This is a genomic window from Agromyces sp. Y782 (assembly GCF_059445405.1).
In genome coordinates this window covers 613,554-631,914 of sequence record NZ_JCAIUG010000001.1, presented here as the reverse complement: position 1 = coordinate 631,914, position 18,361 = coordinate 613,554, and the positions used below count along the sequence as shown (strand labels likewise).

At 69.6% G+C, this 18,361-nt stretch carries 19 protein-coding genes and 1 pseudogene; 8 read left to right on the top strand and 12 right to left on the bottom strand.

All coding sequences use genetic code 11. The features are described 5' to 3' along the window. Positions 1–117 precede the first annotated feature (117 nt). Positions 118–1,143: a LacI family DNA-binding transcriptional regulator gene (locus tag AC1C2S_RS02885; RefSeq protein ID WP_495351028.1), complete on the bottom strand. Its 1,026-nt coding sequence runs from the start codon at positions 1,141–1,143 to the stop codon at positions 118–120. 239 nt (positions 1,144–1,382) lie between these two features. On the opposite strand from AC1C2S_RS02885, the gene AC1C2S_RS02880 reads away from it, so the two are divergent. From AC1C2S_RS02880 to AC1C2S_RS02855, 6 genes are all read left to right on the top strand, one after another. Beyond that, positions 1,383–2,711 carry an ABC transporter substrate-binding protein gene (locus AC1C2S_RS02880; RefSeq protein ID WP_495351027.1) on the top strand — a complete coding sequence of 443 codons (1,329 nt, stop codon included), beginning with the start codon at positions 1,383–1,385 and terminating at the stop codon, positions 2,709–2,711. Between the two features lie 101 nt (positions 2,712–2,812). Next, the gene (locus AC1C2S_RS02875; RefSeq protein ID WP_495351026.1) at positions 2,813–3,760 is read left to right on the top strand and encodes a carbohydrate ABC transporter permease; all 948 of its coding nucleotides are present in this window, start codon (positions 2,813–2,815) and stop codon (positions 3,758–3,760) included. Continuing rightward, entirely contained in the window at positions 3,760–4,704 is a 945-nt protein-coding gene (locus tag AC1C2S_RS02870) for a carbohydrate ABC transporter permease (protein WP_495351025.1), read from the top strand. Before AC1C2S_RS02875 ends, AC1C2S_RS02870 begins: the two co-directional genes overlap by 1 nt. Before the next feature lie 89 nt (positions 4,705–4,793). Beyond that, positions 4,794–6,305 (top strand): arabinosylfuranosidase ArfA, encoded by a 1,512-nt coding sequence (gene arfA, locus AC1C2S_RS02865; protein ID WP_495351024.1) that lies wholly within the window; start codon positions 4,794–4,796, stop codon positions 6,303–6,305. A 92-nt stretch (positions 6,306–6,397) separates the two neighbouring features. After that, positions 6,398–7,669: a D-arabinono-1,4-lactone oxidase gene (locus tag AC1C2S_RS02860; RefSeq protein WP_495351023.1), complete on the top strand. Its 1,272-nt coding sequence runs from the start codon at positions 6,398–6,400 to the stop codon at positions 7,667–7,669. Between the two features lie 95 nt (positions 7,670–7,764). Then, entirely contained in the window at positions 7,765–8,856 is a 1,092-nt protein-coding gene (locus AC1C2S_RS02855; protein ID WP_495351022.1) for a hypothetical protein, read from the top strand. A gap of 258 nt (positions 8,857–9,114) precedes the next feature. On the opposite strand, the pseudogene AC1C2S_RS02850 reads toward AC1C2S_RS02855, so the two are convergent. The 6 genes and pseudogenes from AC1C2S_RS02850 to AC1C2S_RS02825 form a co-directional block, all read right to left on the bottom strand. Beyond that, positions 9,115–9,213: pseudogene (locus tag AC1C2S_RS02850) on the bottom strand (DNA-binding response regulator); the annotation flags it as partial. A gap of 175 nt (positions 9,214–9,388) precedes the next feature. Continuing rightward, the gene (locus AC1C2S_RS02845; RefSeq protein ID WP_495351021.1) at positions 9,389–9,616 is read right to left on the bottom strand and encodes an RNA-binding S4 domain-containing protein; all 228 of its coding nucleotides are present in this window, start codon (positions 9,614–9,616) and stop codon (positions 9,389–9,391) included. A 24-nt stretch (positions 9,617–9,640) separates the two neighbouring features. Continuing rightward, positions 9,641–10,144 (bottom strand): MogA/MoaB family molybdenum cofactor biosynthesis protein, encoded by a 504-nt coding sequence (locus tag AC1C2S_RS02840; protein ID WP_495351020.1) that lies wholly within the window; start codon positions 10,142–10,144, stop codon positions 9,641–9,643. Beyond that, on the bottom strand, positions 10,141–10,569 hold the full coding sequence (gene moaC / locus AC1C2S_RS02835) for a cyclic pyranopterin monophosphate synthase MoaC (protein ID WP_495351019.1): 429 nt from the start codon (positions 10,567–10,569) through the stop codon (positions 10,141–10,143). Before moaC ends, AC1C2S_RS02840 begins: the two co-directional genes overlap by 4 nt. 40 nt (positions 10,570–10,609) lie before the next feature. After that, positions 10,610–11,905: a molybdopterin molybdotransferase MoeA gene (locus AC1C2S_RS02830; RefSeq protein WP_495351018.1), complete on the bottom strand. Its 1,296-nt coding sequence runs from the start codon at positions 11,903–11,905 to the stop codon at positions 10,610–10,612. A 15-nt stretch (positions 11,906–11,920) separates the two neighbouring features. Next, the gene (locus AC1C2S_RS02825) at positions 11,921–12,169 is read right to left on the bottom strand and encodes a MoaD/ThiS family protein (RefSeq protein ID WP_495351017.1); all 249 of its coding nucleotides are present in this window, start codon (positions 12,167–12,169) and stop codon (positions 11,921–11,923) included. Between the two features lie 82 nt (positions 12,170–12,251). On the opposite strand from AC1C2S_RS02825, the gene AC1C2S_RS02820 reads away from it, so the two are divergent. Then, on the top strand, positions 12,252–13,430 hold the full coding sequence (locus tag AC1C2S_RS02820) for a ThiF family adenylyltransferase (RefSeq protein WP_495351016.1): 1,179 nt from the start codon (positions 12,252–12,254) through the stop codon (positions 13,428–13,430). A gap of 52 nt (positions 13,431–13,482) precedes the next feature. Continuing rightward, complete coding sequence (locus AC1C2S_RS02815) at positions 13,483–13,896, top strand: molybdenum cofactor biosynthesis protein MoaE (protein ID WP_495351015.1); 414 nt, start codon at positions 13,483–13,485, stop codon at positions 13,894–13,896. Positions 13,897–14,011: 115 nt separating this feature from the next. Here AC1C2S_RS02815 and moaA read toward each other — a convergent pair whose 3' ends face one another. From moaA to AC1C2S_RS02790, 5 genes are all read right to left on the bottom strand, one after another. Then, positions 14,012–15,124 carry a GTP 3',8-cyclase MoaA gene (gene moaA, locus AC1C2S_RS02810; protein WP_495351014.1) on the bottom strand — a complete coding sequence of 371 codons (1,113 nt, stop codon included), beginning with the start codon at positions 15,122–15,124 and terminating at the stop codon, positions 14,012–14,014. A 39-nt stretch (positions 15,125–15,163) separates the two neighbouring features. Beyond that, positions 15,164–16,276, bottom strand: a complete 1,113-nt coding sequence (locus AC1C2S_RS02805) for a sulfate/molybdate ABC transporter ATP-binding protein (RefSeq protein ID WP_495351013.1) — start codon at positions 16,274–16,276, stop codon at positions 15,164–15,166. Beyond that, positions 16,273–17,034 (bottom strand): ABC transporter permease, encoded by a 762-nt coding sequence (locus tag AC1C2S_RS02800; protein WP_495353183.1) that lies wholly within the window; start codon positions 17,032–17,034, stop codon positions 16,273–16,275. The genes AC1C2S_RS02805 and AC1C2S_RS02800 overlap by 4 nt, the downstream gene beginning before the upstream one ends. A gap of 92 nt (positions 17,035–17,126) precedes the next feature. Further along, positions 17,127–17,954 (bottom strand): molybdate ABC transporter substrate-binding protein, encoded by an 828-nt coding sequence (modA, locus tag AC1C2S_RS02795; RefSeq protein ID WP_495351012.1) that lies wholly within the window; start codon positions 17,952–17,954, stop codon positions 17,127–17,129. Next, positions 17,951–18,358, bottom strand: a complete 408-nt coding sequence (locus tag AC1C2S_RS02790; RefSeq protein WP_495351011.1) for a TOBE domain-containing protein — start codon at positions 18,356–18,358, stop codon at positions 17,951–17,953. The genes modA and AC1C2S_RS02790 overlap by 4 nt, the downstream gene beginning before the upstream one ends. Between the last annotated feature and the right edge of the window lie 3 nt (positions 18,359–18,361).

Sequence of the window (18,361 nt, the reverse complement as noted above, 5' to 3'; positions counted from 1 at the left end):
TGCGACGAAACCGCACTCTCGCCGGAATGGCTTGGAGCGTCGGCGCGAGTCGGGGCGGGGCGGCAGAGGTTCGGAGGGCGTCTGCGTGACGGGATGGAGGGCGACGGCCGGCGGGGCTCAGGATGCCGCGGCCGGCGCGGATTCCCGCTCGATGATGCGGAACTCGGCGAGTCGCAGCTCCGGCGCCGGCGCGGCAGATGTATCGGAGACCGCGATGCGCGCGAGCAGCGTCTCAACCGCGGTGCGGGCGATCCAGCGCCGCCCGGGGTCGACGGTCGTCAGCGACGGGATGGAGTACTCGGCCTCGTCGAGGTCGTCGAAGCCGATGACCGAAACGTCGCGGGGCACCCGGAGTCCGGCCTCCTGCAGCACGCGCATCGCGCCGAGGGCGAGAGTGTCGTTCAGACCGAAGACGGCGTCGAACGAGGAGCCGCGCGCGAGGATGTCCCGCATGGCCTGCGCGCCGCTCGATCGGTGCCAGGGCGCGGTGTATCCGATGATCGCGGGATCGAGATCGAGGCCCGCGGCGTCGAGCGCCTCGCGGTAGCCCTGCAGGCGGAATCCGGCCGAGCCGATGAGCTCGCCCTCGTGGGCGCCGACGACGGCGATGCGACGTCGGCCCGAGGCGATGAGGTACTCGGTCGCGGCACGGGCGGCCTCGACGTTGCGCATCGTCACGTGGTCGTGCTCGGGGTCGAAGACGCGCTCGCCGAGGAGCACGAGCGGGTAGGACACCCGGAGCGCCGCGACATCCGACTGTTCGATGCCGAGGGGGCTGAAGAGGAGCCCGTCGGTCATGGTGAGGCGGGGGCTGCGCAGCAGTTCGAGTTCGCGGGTGGGGTCGCCGCCGGTCTGCTCGACGAGCACCACGATGCCGGCGGCCTCGGCGGCGGCGATCACGGTGCCGGCGAGTTCGGCGAAGTAGGGGAGGCTGAGGTCGGGCACGGCGAGGGCGATCGCGCCGGTGCGGCCCGAGCGCAGGCTTCGGGCGGTGAGGTTCGGCTGATAGCCGAGTTCGGAGATGGCCGCTTCGACCTTCGACTTGGTCGTCGGCCTGATGTGCGGGTAGTCGTTGATGACGTTCGACACCGTCTTGATCGAGACGCCCGCCGCGCGGGCGACATCGTGCAGTGTCACGGCCATTCGTCCTCCTCGTTGCTCGAACTCTACAACGTTGTATGCGAGCACTGAGCCGCGGCCCGCAGGGCGTCCGAGTTCGCTTGACAAGGTCGCTTCGACGTGGGCAGAATGCCTCTACAACGTTTACTTTACAACGTTGGAGAAACTCGGAACTCGACGCGGAGCACCACTGTGCGGCGAATGACGAGCCACCTTCGCCAAGAGACAACGGTGTCCTCAACACCGCGAGAGGAAGCACAGCAATGAAGTCCAAGCTCCTTGCCGGAGCCGCGGTCGCCGCAGTATCGGCCGCAGCGCTCACCGGCTGTTCGGGCGGCGAGCCCGAAGCATCCTGCACCAACAAGATCGTCAATGCCGAGGCCACGCAGGTCAGCGTGTGGGCCTGGTACCCCGCCTTCGAAGACGTCGTCGACCTCTTCAACGAATCCCACGACGACGTGCAGATCTGCTGGACGAACGCAGGTCAGGGTAATGACGAGTACACGAAGTTCTCGACGGCGATCGAAGCCGGCTCGGGCGCGCCCGACGTCATCATGCTCGAGTCCGAAGTGCTCTCGAGCTTCTCGATCCGCGACGCGCTCGTCGACCTGGCCGAGTACGGCGCCGACGACGTCGCGGCCGACTACACCGAAGGCGCCTGGAAGGATGTCTCGAGCGGTGACGCCGTCTACGCGATCCCGGTCGACGGCGGCCCCATGGGCATGCTCTACCGCCAGGACATCCTCGACCAGTACGGCATCCCCGTGCCCACCACGTGGGACGAGTTCGCCGCTGCCGCCCAGGCGCTGAAAGACGCGGGCGCTCCCGGCGTGCTCGCCGACTTCCCGACGAACGGCCGCGCCTACAACCAGGCGCTGTTCGCCCAGGCGGGCTCGGTGCCGTTCACCTACGACAATGCGAAGCCGACCGAGATCGGCATCGACGTGAACGACCAGGGCTCGAAAGACGTGCTCGCCTATTGGCAGGGCCTCGTCGACGCCGACCTCGTCGCGACCGATGACGCGTTCACCGCCGACTACAACACGAAGCTCGTCGATGGCAGTTACGCCATCTACGTCGCGGCGGCGTGGGGCCCCGGCTACCTCGGCGGTCTTTCCGACGCCGACGCCGACGCGGTCTGGAAGGCCGCGCCCGTGCCGCAGTGGGACGCGGCCAACCCCGTGCAGATCAACTGGGGCGGGTCGACCTTCGCCGTGACGAGCCAGGCGAAGGACCCCGAGACCGCGGCGGTCGTCGCGAAGGAGATCTTCGGCACGGAAGAGGCATGGAAGATCGGCATCGAAGAGGCCGCGCTCTTCCCGCTCTGGAAGCCGATCCTCGAGTCCGACTACTTCCGCGACCTCGAGTACCCGTTCTTCGGCGGGCAGCAGATCAACAAGGACGTGTTCCTCCCGGCCGCCTCGGGGTACACCGGCTTCGCGTTCAGCCCGTTCCAGAACTACGCGTACGACCAGCTCACCGAGCAGCAGTTCGCGATGGTGCAGGGTGAGAAGGACTCGGCCACCGCGCTCGACGACCTGCAGGCCTCGCTCGAGAAGTACGCGACCGAGCAGGGCTTCACCCTCCAATAGCGGGCAGTGAGCGGATGCCTCGTGCCCGCACTCGCGGCGCGGGGCATCCGTTCATCGGCGACGACCGACCGAGACGACTCGATGAAGAGAGCACTTCAGACATGACCACCCAGACCACATCCGCGGCGCCGCCGGCCGCGGCCAGTCGGGCGCTGCGATCCGGCGGGTCGACCCTCGTGCGCCGGCGCCAGCGTTGGGGATGGCTCTTCGTGGTGCCGTTCCTCGTGGTGTTCGCGCTGTTCCTCGTCTTCCCGCTGTTCTACGCGTTCGGCATGAGCCTGTTCACGTCGACGCTCGCGACCGGCACCGACTTCACGGGCCTCGACAACTATGCGAAGGCGTTCACCGACCCCCTCTTCCTCGAGGGCATGGGGCGAGTGCTCGCTTTCGCCGTCGTGATGATCCCGACCCAGCTCATCATCGCGCTCGCCGCCGCGCTCGTGCTCGACACCCTCGTCACGCGCCTCGCCAAGCTCTCGCGCCTCCTGATCTTCGTGCCGTACGCGATCCCGGGCGTCATCGGCGCACTCATGTGGAGCTTCCTCTACAGCCCGCGGTTCGGACCCGGCGCGACGATCTTCGAGCTCTTCGGGCTCCCCGCCCCCGAGTTCCTCGCGCCCGACAGTATCTTCGGCAGCCTCGTCAACATCGTCACCTGGCAGTGGGCCGGCTACTACATGGTCGTGATCTATGCGGCGCTCCGCTCGATCGACCCGTCGATCTACGAGGCGGCCCGCATCGACGGCGCGAACGGATGGCAGACCGCGATGCGCATCAAGGTGCCGATGATCAGTTCCTCGATGGTCATGGTGATCATGTTCGCGCTCATCGGCACTCTGCAGTTCTTCACCGAGCCGGTCGTGTTGCGCAGCGTCGCCCAGGGCGCGATCGACGCGGCGTACACGCCGAACATGTACGCGTTCTCGCTCGCCTTCTCGTACAGCCAGTTCAACTACGCCTCGGCCATCGCGTTCTCGCTCGGCGCACTCGTGTTCGCCGGCTCGTTCGTGTTCCTCTTCCTCACACGCAAGCAGAGCGGACTGAAGTGATGTCGACCTTCTCCCAGCGCACCGCCGAGCCGGCCGAGCCGCTGACCACCGCCACGGGCGTCCCGTCGCGTGTCGACCGCAGCGCTCGCAAGGGCCGACGCTCGGGTGGCCGGCGCATCGGCTCGCAGGCCTTTCTCGTGATCCTCGCGATCTACTTCATCGTGCCGATCTGGTGGCTCATCGTCGCCGCAACGAAAGACACGTCCGGGCTCTTCTCGAGCCCCGCCTTCTGGTTCGACGACCACTTCGCGCTCTTCGACAACATCGCCGGGCTCTTCGAGCAGCAGGGCGGCATCTACTGGCGGTGGCTCGGCAACTCGTTCCTCTATGCTTTCGCGGGCGGCATCGGGGCGACGATCCTGTCGGTGCTCGCCGGTTACGGCTTCGCGAAGTACGCGTTCCGCGGGCGCAACGCGGTCTTCACCGTCATCCTCGGTTCGGTCATGGTGCCGCTCACCGCACTCGTGATCCCGACGTTCATGCTGCTCAGCCAGTACGGCATCATCAACACGCCGTGGGCGGTCATCCTGCCGTCGCTGCTCAGCCCGTTCGGCGTGTATCTCATGCGCGTCTACGCGCAAGACGCGGTGCCCGACGAGATGCTCGAAGCCGCCCGCATCGACGGCGCCGGCGAGATCCGCACGTTCCTCCAGGTCGCGTTGCCGCTGTTGCGTCCCGCGATCGTGACGGTGCTGCTGCTGTCGGTCGTCGGCACCTGGAACAACTTCTTCCTGCCGCTCGCCGTGCTCACCGACCCGAACCTGCTGCCGGTGACCGTCGGCCTGAACCGCTGGACGGCACTCTCCAACGCCGGCGCCGGCGGCGAGCAGGTCTGGAACCTCATCACCTCGGGCGCCTTCATCTCGGTGCTGCCGCTCATCTTGTCGTTCCTGTTCCTGCAGCGGTACTGGCAGGGTGGGTTGTCGCTCGGCAGCATCAAATGAGAGAGCGGATGCCGCGGCATCCGCTGCCCTCAGCACTCGACCTCGGCTGACTCGGCCGACCCTTCGCACCACACACAGAAAGCACCGCATTGTCTGCACACCTCACCATCGACCCGCACTTCACCGTCGGGGCCATCGACCGTCGCGTCTTCGGCGGATTCGTCGAGCACCTCGGCCGTCACGTCTACGACGGCATCTACGAGCCGGGGCACGAGACCGCGGATGCCGAGGGCTTCCGCCAAGACGTCATCGAGCTCGTGAAGGAGCTCGGTGTCTCGACCATCCGCTACCCGGGCGGCAACTTCGTCTCGGGCTTCCGCTGGGAGGACTCGGTCGGCCCGAGGGCCGAGAGGCCGCGCCGGCTCGACCTCGCCTGGCATTCGACCGAGACGAACGAGATCGGTCTGCACGAGTTCTCGTCGTGGCTCGAGAAGGTCGGGAGCGACTTGATGCTCGCAGTGAACCTCGGCACGCGGGGCACGCTCGAGGCGCTCGATCTGCTCGAGTACACGAACATCGCGGGCGGCACGACGCTCTCGCAACGCCGCATCGACAACGGCAGGACCGACGCGTTCGGCATCAAGATGTGGTGCCTCGGCAACGAGATGGACGGCCCGTGGCAGCTCGGCCACCGCTCGGCCGACGACTACGGCAAGATCGCCTCGCAGACGGCGAAGGCGATGCGCCAGCTCGACCCGTCGATCCAGCTCGTGGTCTGCGGCTCGTCGAGCGCGCACATGCCGACGTTCGGCGAGTGGGAGCGGGTCGTGCTCACGCACACCTACGACGACGTCGACTACATCTCGTGCCACGCGTACTACGAGGAGAAGAACGGCGACCTCGATTCGTTCCTCGCCTCGGCGGTCGACATGGACCGCTTCATCGAGACCGTCGTCGCCACCGCAGATCACGTCAAGGCCGTCGTCGGCAGCGACAAGACGATCGACATCTCCTTCGACGAGTGGAACGTCTGGTACCTCGATCGCTACCACGAGGTCGACAAGATCGAGGGCATCGACAACTGGCCGGTCGCCCCGCGCCTGCTCGAAGACGTCTACTCGGTCGTCGACGCCGTCGTCTTCGGCAACCTGATGATCTCGCTCCTGAAGCACGCCGACCGCGTCACGAGCGCCTCGCTCGCTCAGCTCGTGAACGTCATCGCGCCGATCATGACCGAGCCCGGCGGTCCGGCCTGGCGGCAGACGACGTTCTTCCCGTTCGCGCTCACCTCGCGCCTCGCGAAGGGAGTCGCCCTCGAGGTGAAGCTCGAGTCGCCGATGCATGAGACCGAGGTCTACGGCGTCGTTCCGCAGGTCGACGCCGTCGCCACTCACGACGCAGAGGCGGGTGAATCGGCGGTCTTCCTCGTCAACCGCAACCGCACCGAATCGATCACGGTGACGATCGACGTCTCCGCGCTCGGCGCGGTGCAGCTGCGCAGCGCCGACACGCTCGCCGACGACGACGTGTACGCGAAGAACACGCTCGAGCAGCCGGAGCGCGTCGCACCGGCCGCGAACCCGACCGCCGCGGTCGAAGCCGGCACGCTCACGATCGAGCTGCCGCCCGTGTCGTGGACCGCCGTCTCGCTCGGCGCCTGAGCCTCGGGGCGCCGCTGGTGCATGCGGGCGGGGCGCCTCGTGGGTGCGGGTGAACGGTGCGGGGGATACGCTCGCACCACGAGAGGAACCGCGTGACCGCGACATCCGCAGGCACCAACTGGGCCGGCAATCTCAGCTACCGCGCAACGCGGGTCGCGCGGCCGACTTCGATCGAGGAGCTTCGCAAGGTGCTCGCGGGCGCCGGACCGTTCCGCGTGCTGGGCTCGCGTCACAGCTTCAACGACATCGCCGACACCGACGGCACGCTCATCGAGACCGCGGGCCTGCCGGTCGTCATCGATGCCTCGGGTGCAACCGGGGCCGTGCGCATCGCGGGAAGCCCGCGCTACGGCGAGCTCGCCTCGGCGCTCCACGCTCGCGGCCTCGCGCTCGGCAACCTCGCGTCTCTGCCGCACATTTCGGTCGCCGGCGCGGTCGCGACGGGCACGCACGGATCGGGCGACCGCATCGGGTCGCTCGCGAGCGCCGTGCGGAGCATCGCCATCATCACAGCCACGGGCGAATCGTGCACCCTCGAGCGCGGCGACGCCGACTTCGCGGGCGCCGTCGTGAACCTCGGCGCCCTGGGCATCGTCACGGCGCTCGAACTCGACGTCGAGCCCACGTACGAGGTCGCGCAGACCGTCTACGAGCGCCCGGTGTGGGACGCCGTGCTCGCCGAGTACGACGCCGTCACCGCGCTCGGCGCGAGCGTCAGCATCTTCACCACTTGGGGGAACACCGACCGGGCCGACCAGCTGTGGGTCAAACGGCGGCTGCCGGTCGAGTCGGATGCTGCGGCATCCGCTGCACTCATCGCCCGGCTCGGGGCGACCGCGGCGACGGAGCCGCGTCACCCGCTGCCCGGCATGGCCGCCGACGCGTGCACTGCGCAACTTGGCGCGCCCGGGCCGTGGCACGAACGCCTGCCGCACTTCCGGCTCGACTTCACACCGTCGGCCGGTGAGGAGCTGCAGTCGGAGTACCTCGTTCCGAGGGTCGACGCCGTTTCGGCGCTCGAGGCCGTGCGCCGCCTCGCTGCGCAGATCGCCCCGCTGCTGCAGGTGTGCGAAGTGCGATCGGTGCACGCTGATGAGCTCTGGCTGAGCCCGGCCTTCGGCACCGACGTCGTCGGCATCCACTTCACGTGGAAGCGAGAGCAGGCAGCCGTCGAAGCGCTGCTGCCGGCGATCGAGACGGCCCTCCCCGAAACGGCCCGGCCGCATTGGGGCAAAGTCTTCACGCTCGACGCCGGTGACCTGCGGCGGCGCTACCCGCGCTGGGCTGACTTTGCGGCGCTTCGTGAACGGTTCGACCCCGACCGGCGCTTCGGCAACGCGTACACGGAACGGCTCGGGCTCTGAGGCGGAGATCCACGAGAGTCGGCGCTCCGGCACGCACGGTGCGGTTCCGCCGCGGTACGTGGGTTGCGAGAGCTGATCTGCGATAGAAAAGTGGGGTGATCAGCGATGAAGCGAGCGGCGGTGTGCCGTTGCACCGCCTCCCTCAGGATGCCGCGTTGACGGGCGGACTACGTGTGAAGCCCGACCTCTCAGCCTGTGCGAGCACGGTGGATGAATATGCCCGAGCGCACGAGGACGCGGTGGTGAAGGGCGACCACCTCGCCCGAGCCCGCTCGTGTTGGGGCTTGATCGCTCGAGGCGTCGACTCGCTGGATTGGGTTCGCCGCGAACTGTCGAGCCGAGATGAGACGCGGATCGAAGACGCTGCCGGGGTGTTGGAGTGGATCGGGGTTTCGACCGATTTCGTCCCGATGCTCAGCCGCATCGTCGACGCGCTGCCCGATGGACCAGCCGCCGACGCTGTTGCCGCCGTACTGAACCACGTTGTCGGGCCGGAATCGGCAGAGCGCGCTGCCCCGATCGCTGAGGAGCTCTTCGCCGGATCATTCGCTCCCTTTACCGATACGATCTGGTTCGTCGACGCTCCGTTCGCCACTGCCGTCGCCACCACGACGGCGTGGCTGACGGAACTCGGCGGCCGCAGCTTCGTTTCGGTCGACGAGCCGTTGCCGGGGCTTCTCGACCGGTTGGAGCCCTGGGCGATTCCCGGCTGGAAGCACGTGTTGGTTCCGACGAGGTCGAACTGGACGGCGATCTTCAGTCAGGGATCGGATATCGGGACTCCTGACGTCATCGGCCGCGAACTCGGATGCCGCAGCCTCCGAACCCACTACTCGCCACGAGTCGTTCGTGACGGCGACACCATCAGCTTCGGCGATTGCGCCTTCTGGTTCAGGAACGAAGACGATTCCGGTCGGAGCATCCAAGCCTCGTACCAATCTCGTTGGCGGTGGGACCTCCTCGGGCAGCCACTGCCGTTCGAGGACCTCGATTCCTATGCCGCGAAGCGGATCCCTGATCGGTTCGATCTTCCACGCTTAAACTCCTACTGCCGTGCGCTCGGCATTCAGCGGAACGATCCGGATTTCTACCTTCCCCAGGGGCTCCTGATCGAGGTTGACACCGCCGGTTGGTCACACCGCCCGCGAACTGTTGCGGGCGAGGAGTGGCGTTCGTTGAATCGATGACACGCGACGAACGGTCACGTCTCACGACGTAGATGAGCGCCCTCGAAGCTCGAGGTCGACCAAAGGAGCCCTTCCCGGGTCCCGGTTACGATGCTCCCTCGAAGTGGCCCTGGGATGCGGTTCCGTCTCGACCGCTCTGGGCCTAGACAGCGAGAATGCGTCTCGCGCCGCCGCATGGGTGTGCGAGATTCGCACGGTCGCCGCCGGCTTGGCATGGCGCAACGTTGGGCGTTGCCCGCGTGGGCGTGCGCCGACGCGTCAGGTAAGCAGGCCGCGCTGGAATCCGATCGCGACCGCGGCCGCGCGATCGTTGACGCCGAGCTTGGTGTAGACGTGCAGCACGTGCGACTTCACCGTCGCTTCGCTGTGGTCCGCCCATGTACGCGGTGATGCTGATCGCCGCGGTCGCGTTGGCCACCCCTGTACTCACGAGCGTCGCAGCCCGGGGTCGACCTCGCCCGCTGAGCGATCCTCGAGCGCGAATCACCGGTTCTGCGTTTGGTGGTCCCTGTCGCCGTCCACATCGATACCCTCACGGGCAGACGCGAACCCTGCGCCCCTCGAAGCTGACGATGTCGCCGGGTTGCAGCTGGCGTCCGCGGCGGCGATCAACCTCGCCGTTCACGGTCACGTAGCCGTCGATGATGGCTGCTTTCACGCTTCCACCGGAGTCGAGGAGTCCAGCGAACTTCACAAACTGCCCGAGGCGAATGACCTCACCGCCGATCGGGACGTCGTCGATCGGAGCGGGGTTCGTCATTCCCGAATGCTAGCGGGCCAAGGGTCAACCCGCCGGTGGGTGGTCGCCGCCCGCGAGCTGATCGAGCACGTGGTCGAGCACCTCGCCGAGCACCGCGAGCCCGTCGCGCACGCCGCCCGTCGAGCCCGGCAAGTTCACGACGAAGGTCGAGCCGGCCACCCCGGCCACGCCCCGTGAAAGCAACGCGGTCGGCGTCGTGGCCGAGCCGCGCCGCCGCAGTTCCTCCATGAAGCCCGGCACCTCGCGATCGATCACGGTCGCGGTGGCCTCGGGGGTGACATCGCTCGGTGAGAGTCCGGTACCACCTGTCGTGACGATCACGGAGGGCGAAGCAGCGACGGCGTCGCGCAGCGCCGTGCGCACGGCCTCCCCGTCGGCGACGACCTCGGGCCCGACGACGTCGAAGCCGCGCTCGGCGAACCACGCCGCGATGCCGGGGCCGGTGCGATCGGTGTAGACACCGGTGGCCGCACGGGTCGAGGCGACGATGACGACGGCGGTGCGCGGCATCCGCTCGGCTGCGGTCATTCGCGCGACCAGTCGCCGCTCTTGCCGCCAGCCTTCGCGAGCACCATCACGTCGGTCATGACCGCTCGATTGTCGACGGCCTTGATCATGTCGTAGAGCGTCAGCGCGGCGACGGTCGCGGCGGTCAGCGCCTCCATTTCCACGCCGGTGACGCCCTTCGTGGTGACGGTCGCAACGACGCGCATCCGGTCGCCCTCGGGCGTGATGTCGACGTCGAGCTTCGTGAGCGGCAGCGGGTGGCAGAGGGGAATGAGCGTCGAGGTCTGCTTGGCCGCCATGATGCCGGCGATGCGCGCGGTGCCGATCGCCTCGCCTTTGGGCAGCGTGCCGTCGCTGATCGCGGCGACGACGTCGGCGCGGGTGACGAGCACAGCCTGGGCGCTCGCGGTGCGACGCGTCACCGCCTTGTCGGTCACGTCGACCATGTGAGCAGATCCGTCACCGCGCAAATGGGTGAGCCGTGGTTCAGTCATCGATCCTCCAGACGTCGACGTGAGCGCCGGCCGGCAGGGCGGCGACCCCCACGGGAAGGTGCACGAGCACGGTGGCGTTCGCGTAGGCGTGCAGCAGGTGGGAGCTCGGCGCGCCGACCTCGACGTCGCCATTGCCGTCGATGACGCCGCGGCGTACCTGGTGGCGGCCGAGCGGAGAGGTCACGTCGTGTGCGAGCCGCATCCGGGCGCGGGCTCGATCGGGCGCGAGGCCCGCGAAGGCGCGGAGCACGGGTCGCAGGAACAACTCGAACGAGACGAGGGCGCTCACCGGGTTGCCGGGGAACGACACGACGGGCACGGCCAACGGATCGCCGTCACGGCCGAGCGCTCGTGCGATCCCGACCCCCTGCGGGCCTCCGGGCTGCAGGGCGACCTTGGAGAACTCCACTCCGAGTGGCGCGAGCGCGTCGCGCACGACTTCGAACGCACCGGCGCTCACTCCGCCGGTGGTCACCACCAGGTCGACAAGACCAGCGGATGCCTCGACCGCCGCCACGACGGCGCTCGCCTCGTCGGGGGCGAGCGATTCGTGCACGCTCGCCCCGCTCTCGCGCAACGCGGCCGCGAGCATGGCGGTGTTCGAGTCGTGGATCTGCCCGGACGCGAGCGGTTCACCTGGGCGGCGGAGCTCGTGACCGGTCGAAATGAGCAGCACCGCGACGGGCCGGCGCACCTTCACCCGGGTGATCCCGGCAGCGGCGAGTGCGCCGAGCTGGGCGGGCCCGAGCCGCATACCGGCTGGAAGGAGTCGTTCACCGCGCGCGACGTCGGAGCCGGCACCGCGCACGAACGTGCCGGGCTCGACCGGCCGCGCGAAGGCGACGGTGGTGCCGGGCGCGGCGTCACGGCGACCGCCGCCGAGCCCGGGGAACCTGGGCGGGTCCGCGGCCTCGATCGGCACGACGGCATCGGCGCCGTCGGGCATCGGCGCACCGGTCATGACCGGCCCGGCGGTGCCGGGCACGTGAGTGCGCACGGGGTCGCCTGCGGCCGTCGTCGCTCCGACGGGCAGCGAAACGGGTGCGTCGGACCGGGCATCGGCGAGGTCGGCGGCGCGCACGGCGTACCCGTCCATCTGCGAATTGGCGAACGGCGGAAGGTCGGTGGGGGAGTCGACGTCGACGGCGAGCACCCGGCCGAGCGCATCCGTTCCCTGTCGCCCCGACAGGATCGAGACCTCCTCGAACCCGGCGGGCTCATCGAGCCTCGCCTTCAGCGGCTCCAGGAGCTCGCGAACGACGCGTTGATGCTCGGCGAACGTGCGCATCCGACCCCTCCGGCCTCAGCCGCCCGCGAAGGGCGGCAGGATGTCGACCTGTGCGGCGAGCGGATGCGCGGGGTCGCGTCGCACGGTGCCGTCGACGAGGAACGAGCCGGACTTCAGCACTTGGGCCATCGACGCGCCGTAGCGGTCGACCAGCAGCTCACGAAGCGAGCCGAGTGTCGCCGCATCGCCCAATTCGAGGTGCTCCTCGTCGAGACCGGCCGCTTCGGCGGCGGCGGCGAAGTACCGCACGGTCACGAGCGTCATGCCCACGATGCTACCGCGCTCGGTCGGGGCGACCGATGGGTCTCGCGTGGTCAGCCGGGCGGTGCTGCGTACAATGACCTCCATGCATCCGCCGACGCTGCCGCAGGCCGGCACGCGACCCGGCCCGCTCGTCGAGCCGGGCCCGCCGCTCGCTCCCGAGCGCATCGCGCGGTTCAGCCGTCAGCTCATGCTGCCCGGCTTCGGCGAACTCGCCCAGCGCCGGCTCGCTGCGGCGCGCGTGCTCGTGGTCGGCGCCGGCGGCCTCGGCAGCGCCCTCGTGCCCTCGCTCGCCGGGGCCGGCGTCGGCACCATCGGTATCGTCGACGACGACCTCGTCGAACTCTCCAACCTGCACCGCCAGACGAGCCACGGCGTGGCCGACGTCGGCCGGGCGAAGGTCGACTCGCTCGCCGACTCCGTCGCCGCAATCGACCCCGAGTGCCGCGTGGTGCGACACCGAACCCGGCTCACCTCGGCGAACATCCGCGACATTCTCGCGGGATACGACCTCGTGGTCGACGGCAGCGACAACTTTCCGACTCGGTACCTCACGAATGATGCCGCCTCGCTCGCGGGCGTGCCGCTCGTCTGGGGTGCGATCCTCCGCTACCACGGCCAGGTCGGCGTCGCGTGGCACGCGCACGGCCCCGGCTATCGCGACCTCTTCCCCGTGCCGCCCTCGCCCGATGAGGTGCTGTCGTGCGAGCTCGGCGGCGTGCTGCCGAGCCTGTGCGCGACCGTCGGCGGCCTCATGGCGACCGAGGTCGTGAAGATCATCACGGGGGTCGGCGAGCCGCTGCTCGGCCGGGTGGCGACGGTCGACACGCTGACCGCCCGGTCTCGCGAGATCGCCTACGAGTCGATCGCCGATGCCCCCGAGGTCACGAGCCTCATCGATTACGAGGTGTTCTGCGGCATCGACCCGGCCGAGAATTCGTCGACGGCGATCCAGGCGGTCTCCGCCGCGGAGCTCCTGCAGCGTCTCCGCGACGGCGGGCCGATCACGCTGATCGACGTGCGCGAGCCGGCCGAGGCCGAGCTCGGCCGCATCCGCGACAGCGTGCTCGTGCCGCTCGCCGCGCTCGCGGGCGGCGCCGGGCCCGAACCCGGGCCCGGCCCGGTCGTCGTGTACTGCGAACGGGATCTGCGCTCCCGGCGCGCCGCGCGAATCCTTCGCGAGCGCGGGCACTCCGACGTGGTCTACCTCGCCGGCGGCATCGTGACGTTCGCTGCGGTCGCCGAAGAACTCGTGCAGCACTGAGCACGAGGCATCCGTTCACCATCGACCACCACACGCGAGAGACGAGACCCGCATGACCGAACTCCTCGCCGTCATCACGGCGGAGCCGATCGACGAAGCCGCCGTACGCGGCGCCGTCGAGGCCGATTCGAGCGGCGCCGTCGTCATGTTCTGCGGGGTCGTGCGCGACCACGACGGCGGCCGTGGTGTGCAGGCGCTCGACTACCAGGGCCACCCCGACGCCGAGCGCTTCCTCGCCGATTGCGTGCGTCGCATCGCCGACGAGACCGGGCTCGTCGTGGCCGCGGCGCATCGCGTGGGCGAGCTGCGCATCGGCGACGTGGCACTCTTCGCCGCGGCATCCGCTGCCCATCGGGCCGAGGCCTTCGACGCTTGCGAGCGCCTCGTCGAGCTCATCAAGCGCGAGGTGCCGATCTGGAAGCGACAGCACTTCACCGACGGCGTCTCGGAGTGGGTCGGCCTCTGACGGCGCGCGCGCCAGGCCTCGCCGTGTTGCTTCCGGGGGTGCATACCCGCCAGTTTCGCGCCGTTCGAGCCCCCATTCCGGCGGGAATGCACCCCCGAAATGCGCGCGGTGCCGGTCAGCCCCCGATGTACGACATCTCGATCTTCGGACGAGCGGCACGCAACTCGGGCGTGAGGCTCGCGCGCTCCTCGGAGTAGCGGTCGTCGCGGGCACCCCAGATGGCGCCCATCGCCGCTGCCAACCCCGCGTCGTCGACGCCCCCGCGGAGGAGGGCCCGCAGGTCGTGCCCCTCTGAAGCGAAGAGGCACGTGAACAGCCGCCCCTCGGTCGAGATGCGAGCGCGATTGCACGTGCCGCAGAACGCCTGCGTGACGCTCGAGATGACGCCGATCTCGCCGCCGCCGTCTCGGTAGCGCCAGCGTGCCGCCGTCTCACCGGGCACCCGAGCACCGACCGGCTCGAGCGGCATCTCACGGTCGATCATCTCGACGATCTCGGCCGATGGCACGACTTCGTCGAGGCTCCACCCGTTGGAGGTGCCGACGTCCATGTACTCGATGAAGCGGAGGCTGAACGGGGTGCCGGCGAAGTGCCGGGCCATCGGCAGCACCTCGTGATCGTTGAGCCCGCGCTTGACGACCATGTTGACCTTGATCGGCCCGAGGCCCGCCTCGTGCGCGACGCGCATGCCCTCGAGCACGCGGGCGATCGGGAACTCCACGTCATTCATGGCCTGGAACACGGCGTCGTCGAGCGAGTCGACCGAGACCGTGACCCGGGTGAGTCCTGCGGCCTTCAGGGCCGCGGCCTTGACAGCGAGGGCGGCACCGTTGGTCGTGAGTGCGATCTCGAGCGGGCGGCCGTCGGGAGTGCGGAGCTCGGCGAGCCGGGCGACGAGCTCCTCGATGCCGCGACGCAGCAACGGCTCGCCTCCGGTGAGCCGCAGCTTCTCGACGCCGTGCGCCGCGGCGACGCGGGCGAGGCGGGTGATCTCCTCGAAGCTCAGCAGTTCGTCGCGCTCGAGGAACGCGTAGTCACGCCCGAAGACGGTCTTCGGCATGCAGTAGACGCAGCGGAAGTTGCAACGGTCGGTGACCGAGATACGCAGGTCGCGCATCGGGCGGTCGAGCTGATCGACGAGGCGTCCCGTGGCCGGCAGACGGCGTGCGCCGGAGGCGGTTGCAGCGCCGGAACGGGGCATGGCGAGCGACACGTGCGCGTGCGTCATGGGCCACCCCCTGTTCGTGGCGTCCACCGTAACACCGCTTCAGGGGCGCGCTCGCACCGAGACATCCGCCGCCGGAATGGCGAACGCGAGCCGTGCGCCGGTCGCGAGGTCGAGCGAGACCGCTGCCGCCGACGGCACGTCGACGGCGAGCTCCGGATGTTCGGCGACGCCGATGCGCACACCGCCGGGCACCGGTCGCAGCGTCGCGACGGTGCCGCTCCAGTAATTGGGGGCGGATGCCGCGGGCTCCTGCGTCGTCGCCGGCCCGACCTGCACCGCCCCAGGGCTGAACACCGCCGATGCCGGTGCGCCGGCCGCGATGCGCTCACCCGTCCCGTGCAGCACGAGGGATGCACCGGCGTTCGCCACGACACCGCCGTCGCGGTCGCCGATGCCGGTCACGAGGTTCACCCCCGCGAGCGCGGCGACGAACGGCGTCGCGGGGTGGCCGAGCACCTCGGCAGTCGTCCCGTGCTGCACGATGCGCCCGTCGTGCAGCACGGCAGCGCGGTGCGCCAGAACGATCGCATCGAGCGGGTCGTGCGTGACGAGCAGCGTCGGGAGCGGCTCGTGCCACGGCTGCTCGGCGAGGAGGCTGCGCATCTCGGTGGCGGTCTGCACGTCGAGGGCGGCGAAGGGCTCGTCGAGCAGCAGCAGCCGGGGTCGCGCCGCGAGTGTGCGGGCGAGCGCGACGCGCTGCTGCTGACCGCCCGAGAGCGCCGAGGGACGGCGAGCGGCCAACTCGGCGAGACCCACACGTTCGAGCCACAGCCGTGCGGACTCGCGAGCGGCGCCCGCGCGTTCGCCCTGCGCGCGAGGGCCGAAGGCGACGTTCTCGAGCGCGCTGAGGTGGGGGAAGAGCAACGGCTGCTGGCCGAGCAGTCCCACTCGGCGGCGCTCGAGGGCGACGCCGTGCCGCGAGCGGCGAGCGCCGGCCCGGCTCAACTCTCGACCGCCGACCCGTACGAACCCGGCGTCGGGTTCGATACGACCCGCGATGCTCTGCAGCAGCGTGGACTTGCCCGAGCCGTTCGGCCCGAGCACCGCGAGGATCTCTCCGGGCGACACCCGGACCGACACGTCGAGCACGAATCGGCCGACCACCGTGGTGACGTCGGCGATGAGCCCGGCGGATGCATCGGCGCTCGTCATCGCGGGGCATCCGCTCGCCAGCCGCGCATCACGAGGAGCACCGCGACCGCGACGGCGATGAGCATGAGCGAGAGGGCGATCGCCGTGTCTTCGCGCACTCCCGCACCGTTGAACGCCGTGTAGATCGCGAGCGGCATCGTGCGGGTCGTGCCCGCGGCATTTCCGGCGAAGAGGGCGGTGGCACCGAACTCACCGAGGGCGCGAGCGAAGCACAGCACCGTGCCGGCGAGCAGGCCGGGGCCCACGAGCGGCAGGGTGATGCGGCGGAATACGGTGAACCGGCTCGCACCGAGGCCGGCCCCGACGAGTTCGAACCCGGTGCCGGCCGTGCGCAGGGCACCCTCGACCGAGATCACGAGGAACGGCAGCGCGACGAAGGCCTGTGCGATGACCACGGCCGCGGTCGTGAACGGAACGCGGAGGCCGAGCACCTCGAGGGCCCCGCCGAACACTCCGTTGCGCCCGAGGAGTGCGAGCAGGGCGATGCCGCCCACGAGCGGCGGCAACACGAGCGGGAGGGTGGCGAGCGTTCTGAGCACGGCGGCAACACCGCGGGAACTCCGCGCGATGACGAGTGCGAGCGGCACGCCGAGCACCACGCAGATCGCGGTCGCGATGCTCGCCGTGATGAGTGAGAGGCCCAAGGCCTCGAGCGCGGCGGGGGAGGTGACGGCGGCCGGCACGCCCGCCCAATCGAGCCGCACGAGCAGTGCCGCGAGCGGCAGCACGAGCAGCGCCGTACCGAGCCCAGCGGGCAGGTAGAGCCACGAAGGGAAGCGCGCGCCGAGTGCACCGCGCGATCGCGCATCGGGCGGCGGGGCGACGGCGCCCGAGACGGCGTCGAATGCGGTCACGGCCGGCCGAACCCGAACGCCGTCAGCACCTCGGCGCCCTCTGAAGAGCGCACGAATTCAACGAATGCCCGCGCGGCCTCGGGGTTCGCCGCCTCGGCCAGCGCCGCGATCGGGTAGGTGTTCGTCGCGACATCCGCCCCTTGGATCGGAATGCCGTCGATTTCGCCGGCCGCCGCCGCGATGTCGGTGACGTAGACGAGTCCGGCGTCTGCTTCGCCCGAGCGCACCTTCGTGAGCACGGCGCTGACGTTCTGCTCCTCGCTCGCGGGCGTCACCGTGACGCCCGCGGCGCCGAGGAGCGTCGCCGCGGCGCTGCCGCACGGCACCTCGGGAGCGCACATGACGACGAGCGGGTCACCGGATGCCTCGTCGGAGAGGTCGTCGAGACCCTCGACGCCGATCGGATTGCCGGGCTGCACCGCGATCTCGAGCACGTTCGTCGCGAACACCTCGGGCTCTCCCTCGATGAGGCCCGAGTCGTCGACCTTGGCGAGGTTGTGCTCATCGGCCGAGGCGAAGACGTCGGCCGCGGCCCCCTCGATGAGCTGCGTTGCGAGCGTCGAGGAACCGTCGTACGTGATCGGCGCGACGTCGAGTGCGGGATGCAACGCTTCGAACCGCGTGGCGAGTTCGTCGAAGGCGCCACTGAGCGATGCGGCGGCGTAGACCGTGAGCTCGCCGCTCAGCTCGGATTGCGGACCCTCGGCGGCCGACGTGTTCGTCGCGTCGGCACCGGTGCCTGCCGCCGTGGTGCAGCCGCTCAGCGTGAGGGCGGCGATCGCGGCGGCGACGACGACCGAAAGACGGCGTGCGCGGCGGGTCATTCGCCCGGTTCCTTGTCGGTCTCGAGGATGACCATGGTCGCCTTGATCACGGCAACGCTCTTGGAACCCACCTCGAGCCGCAGCTCGCGGGCGGCCTCGGCCGACATGAGCGAGACGACCCGGTGCGGCCCGCACTGCAGCTCGACCTGGGCCATGAGTCCGTCGATCTCGACGCGCGTGACGAGACCGACGAATCGGTTGCGGGCACTGCGGTGCACGTGGCTGCGGTCCTCGACCGCCGAAGCGACAGCGACGGCCCGCTCGGCGAGTTCACGGCCCGGTACGACCTGTCGCCCCGAGGCATCCTTCTCGGTGCTGAGCAGACCGTCTTGCACCCACCTGCGGATGGTGTCATCGCTCACGCCGACGAGCGAGGCCGCTTCACTGATCCGATACTGCGCCATGAA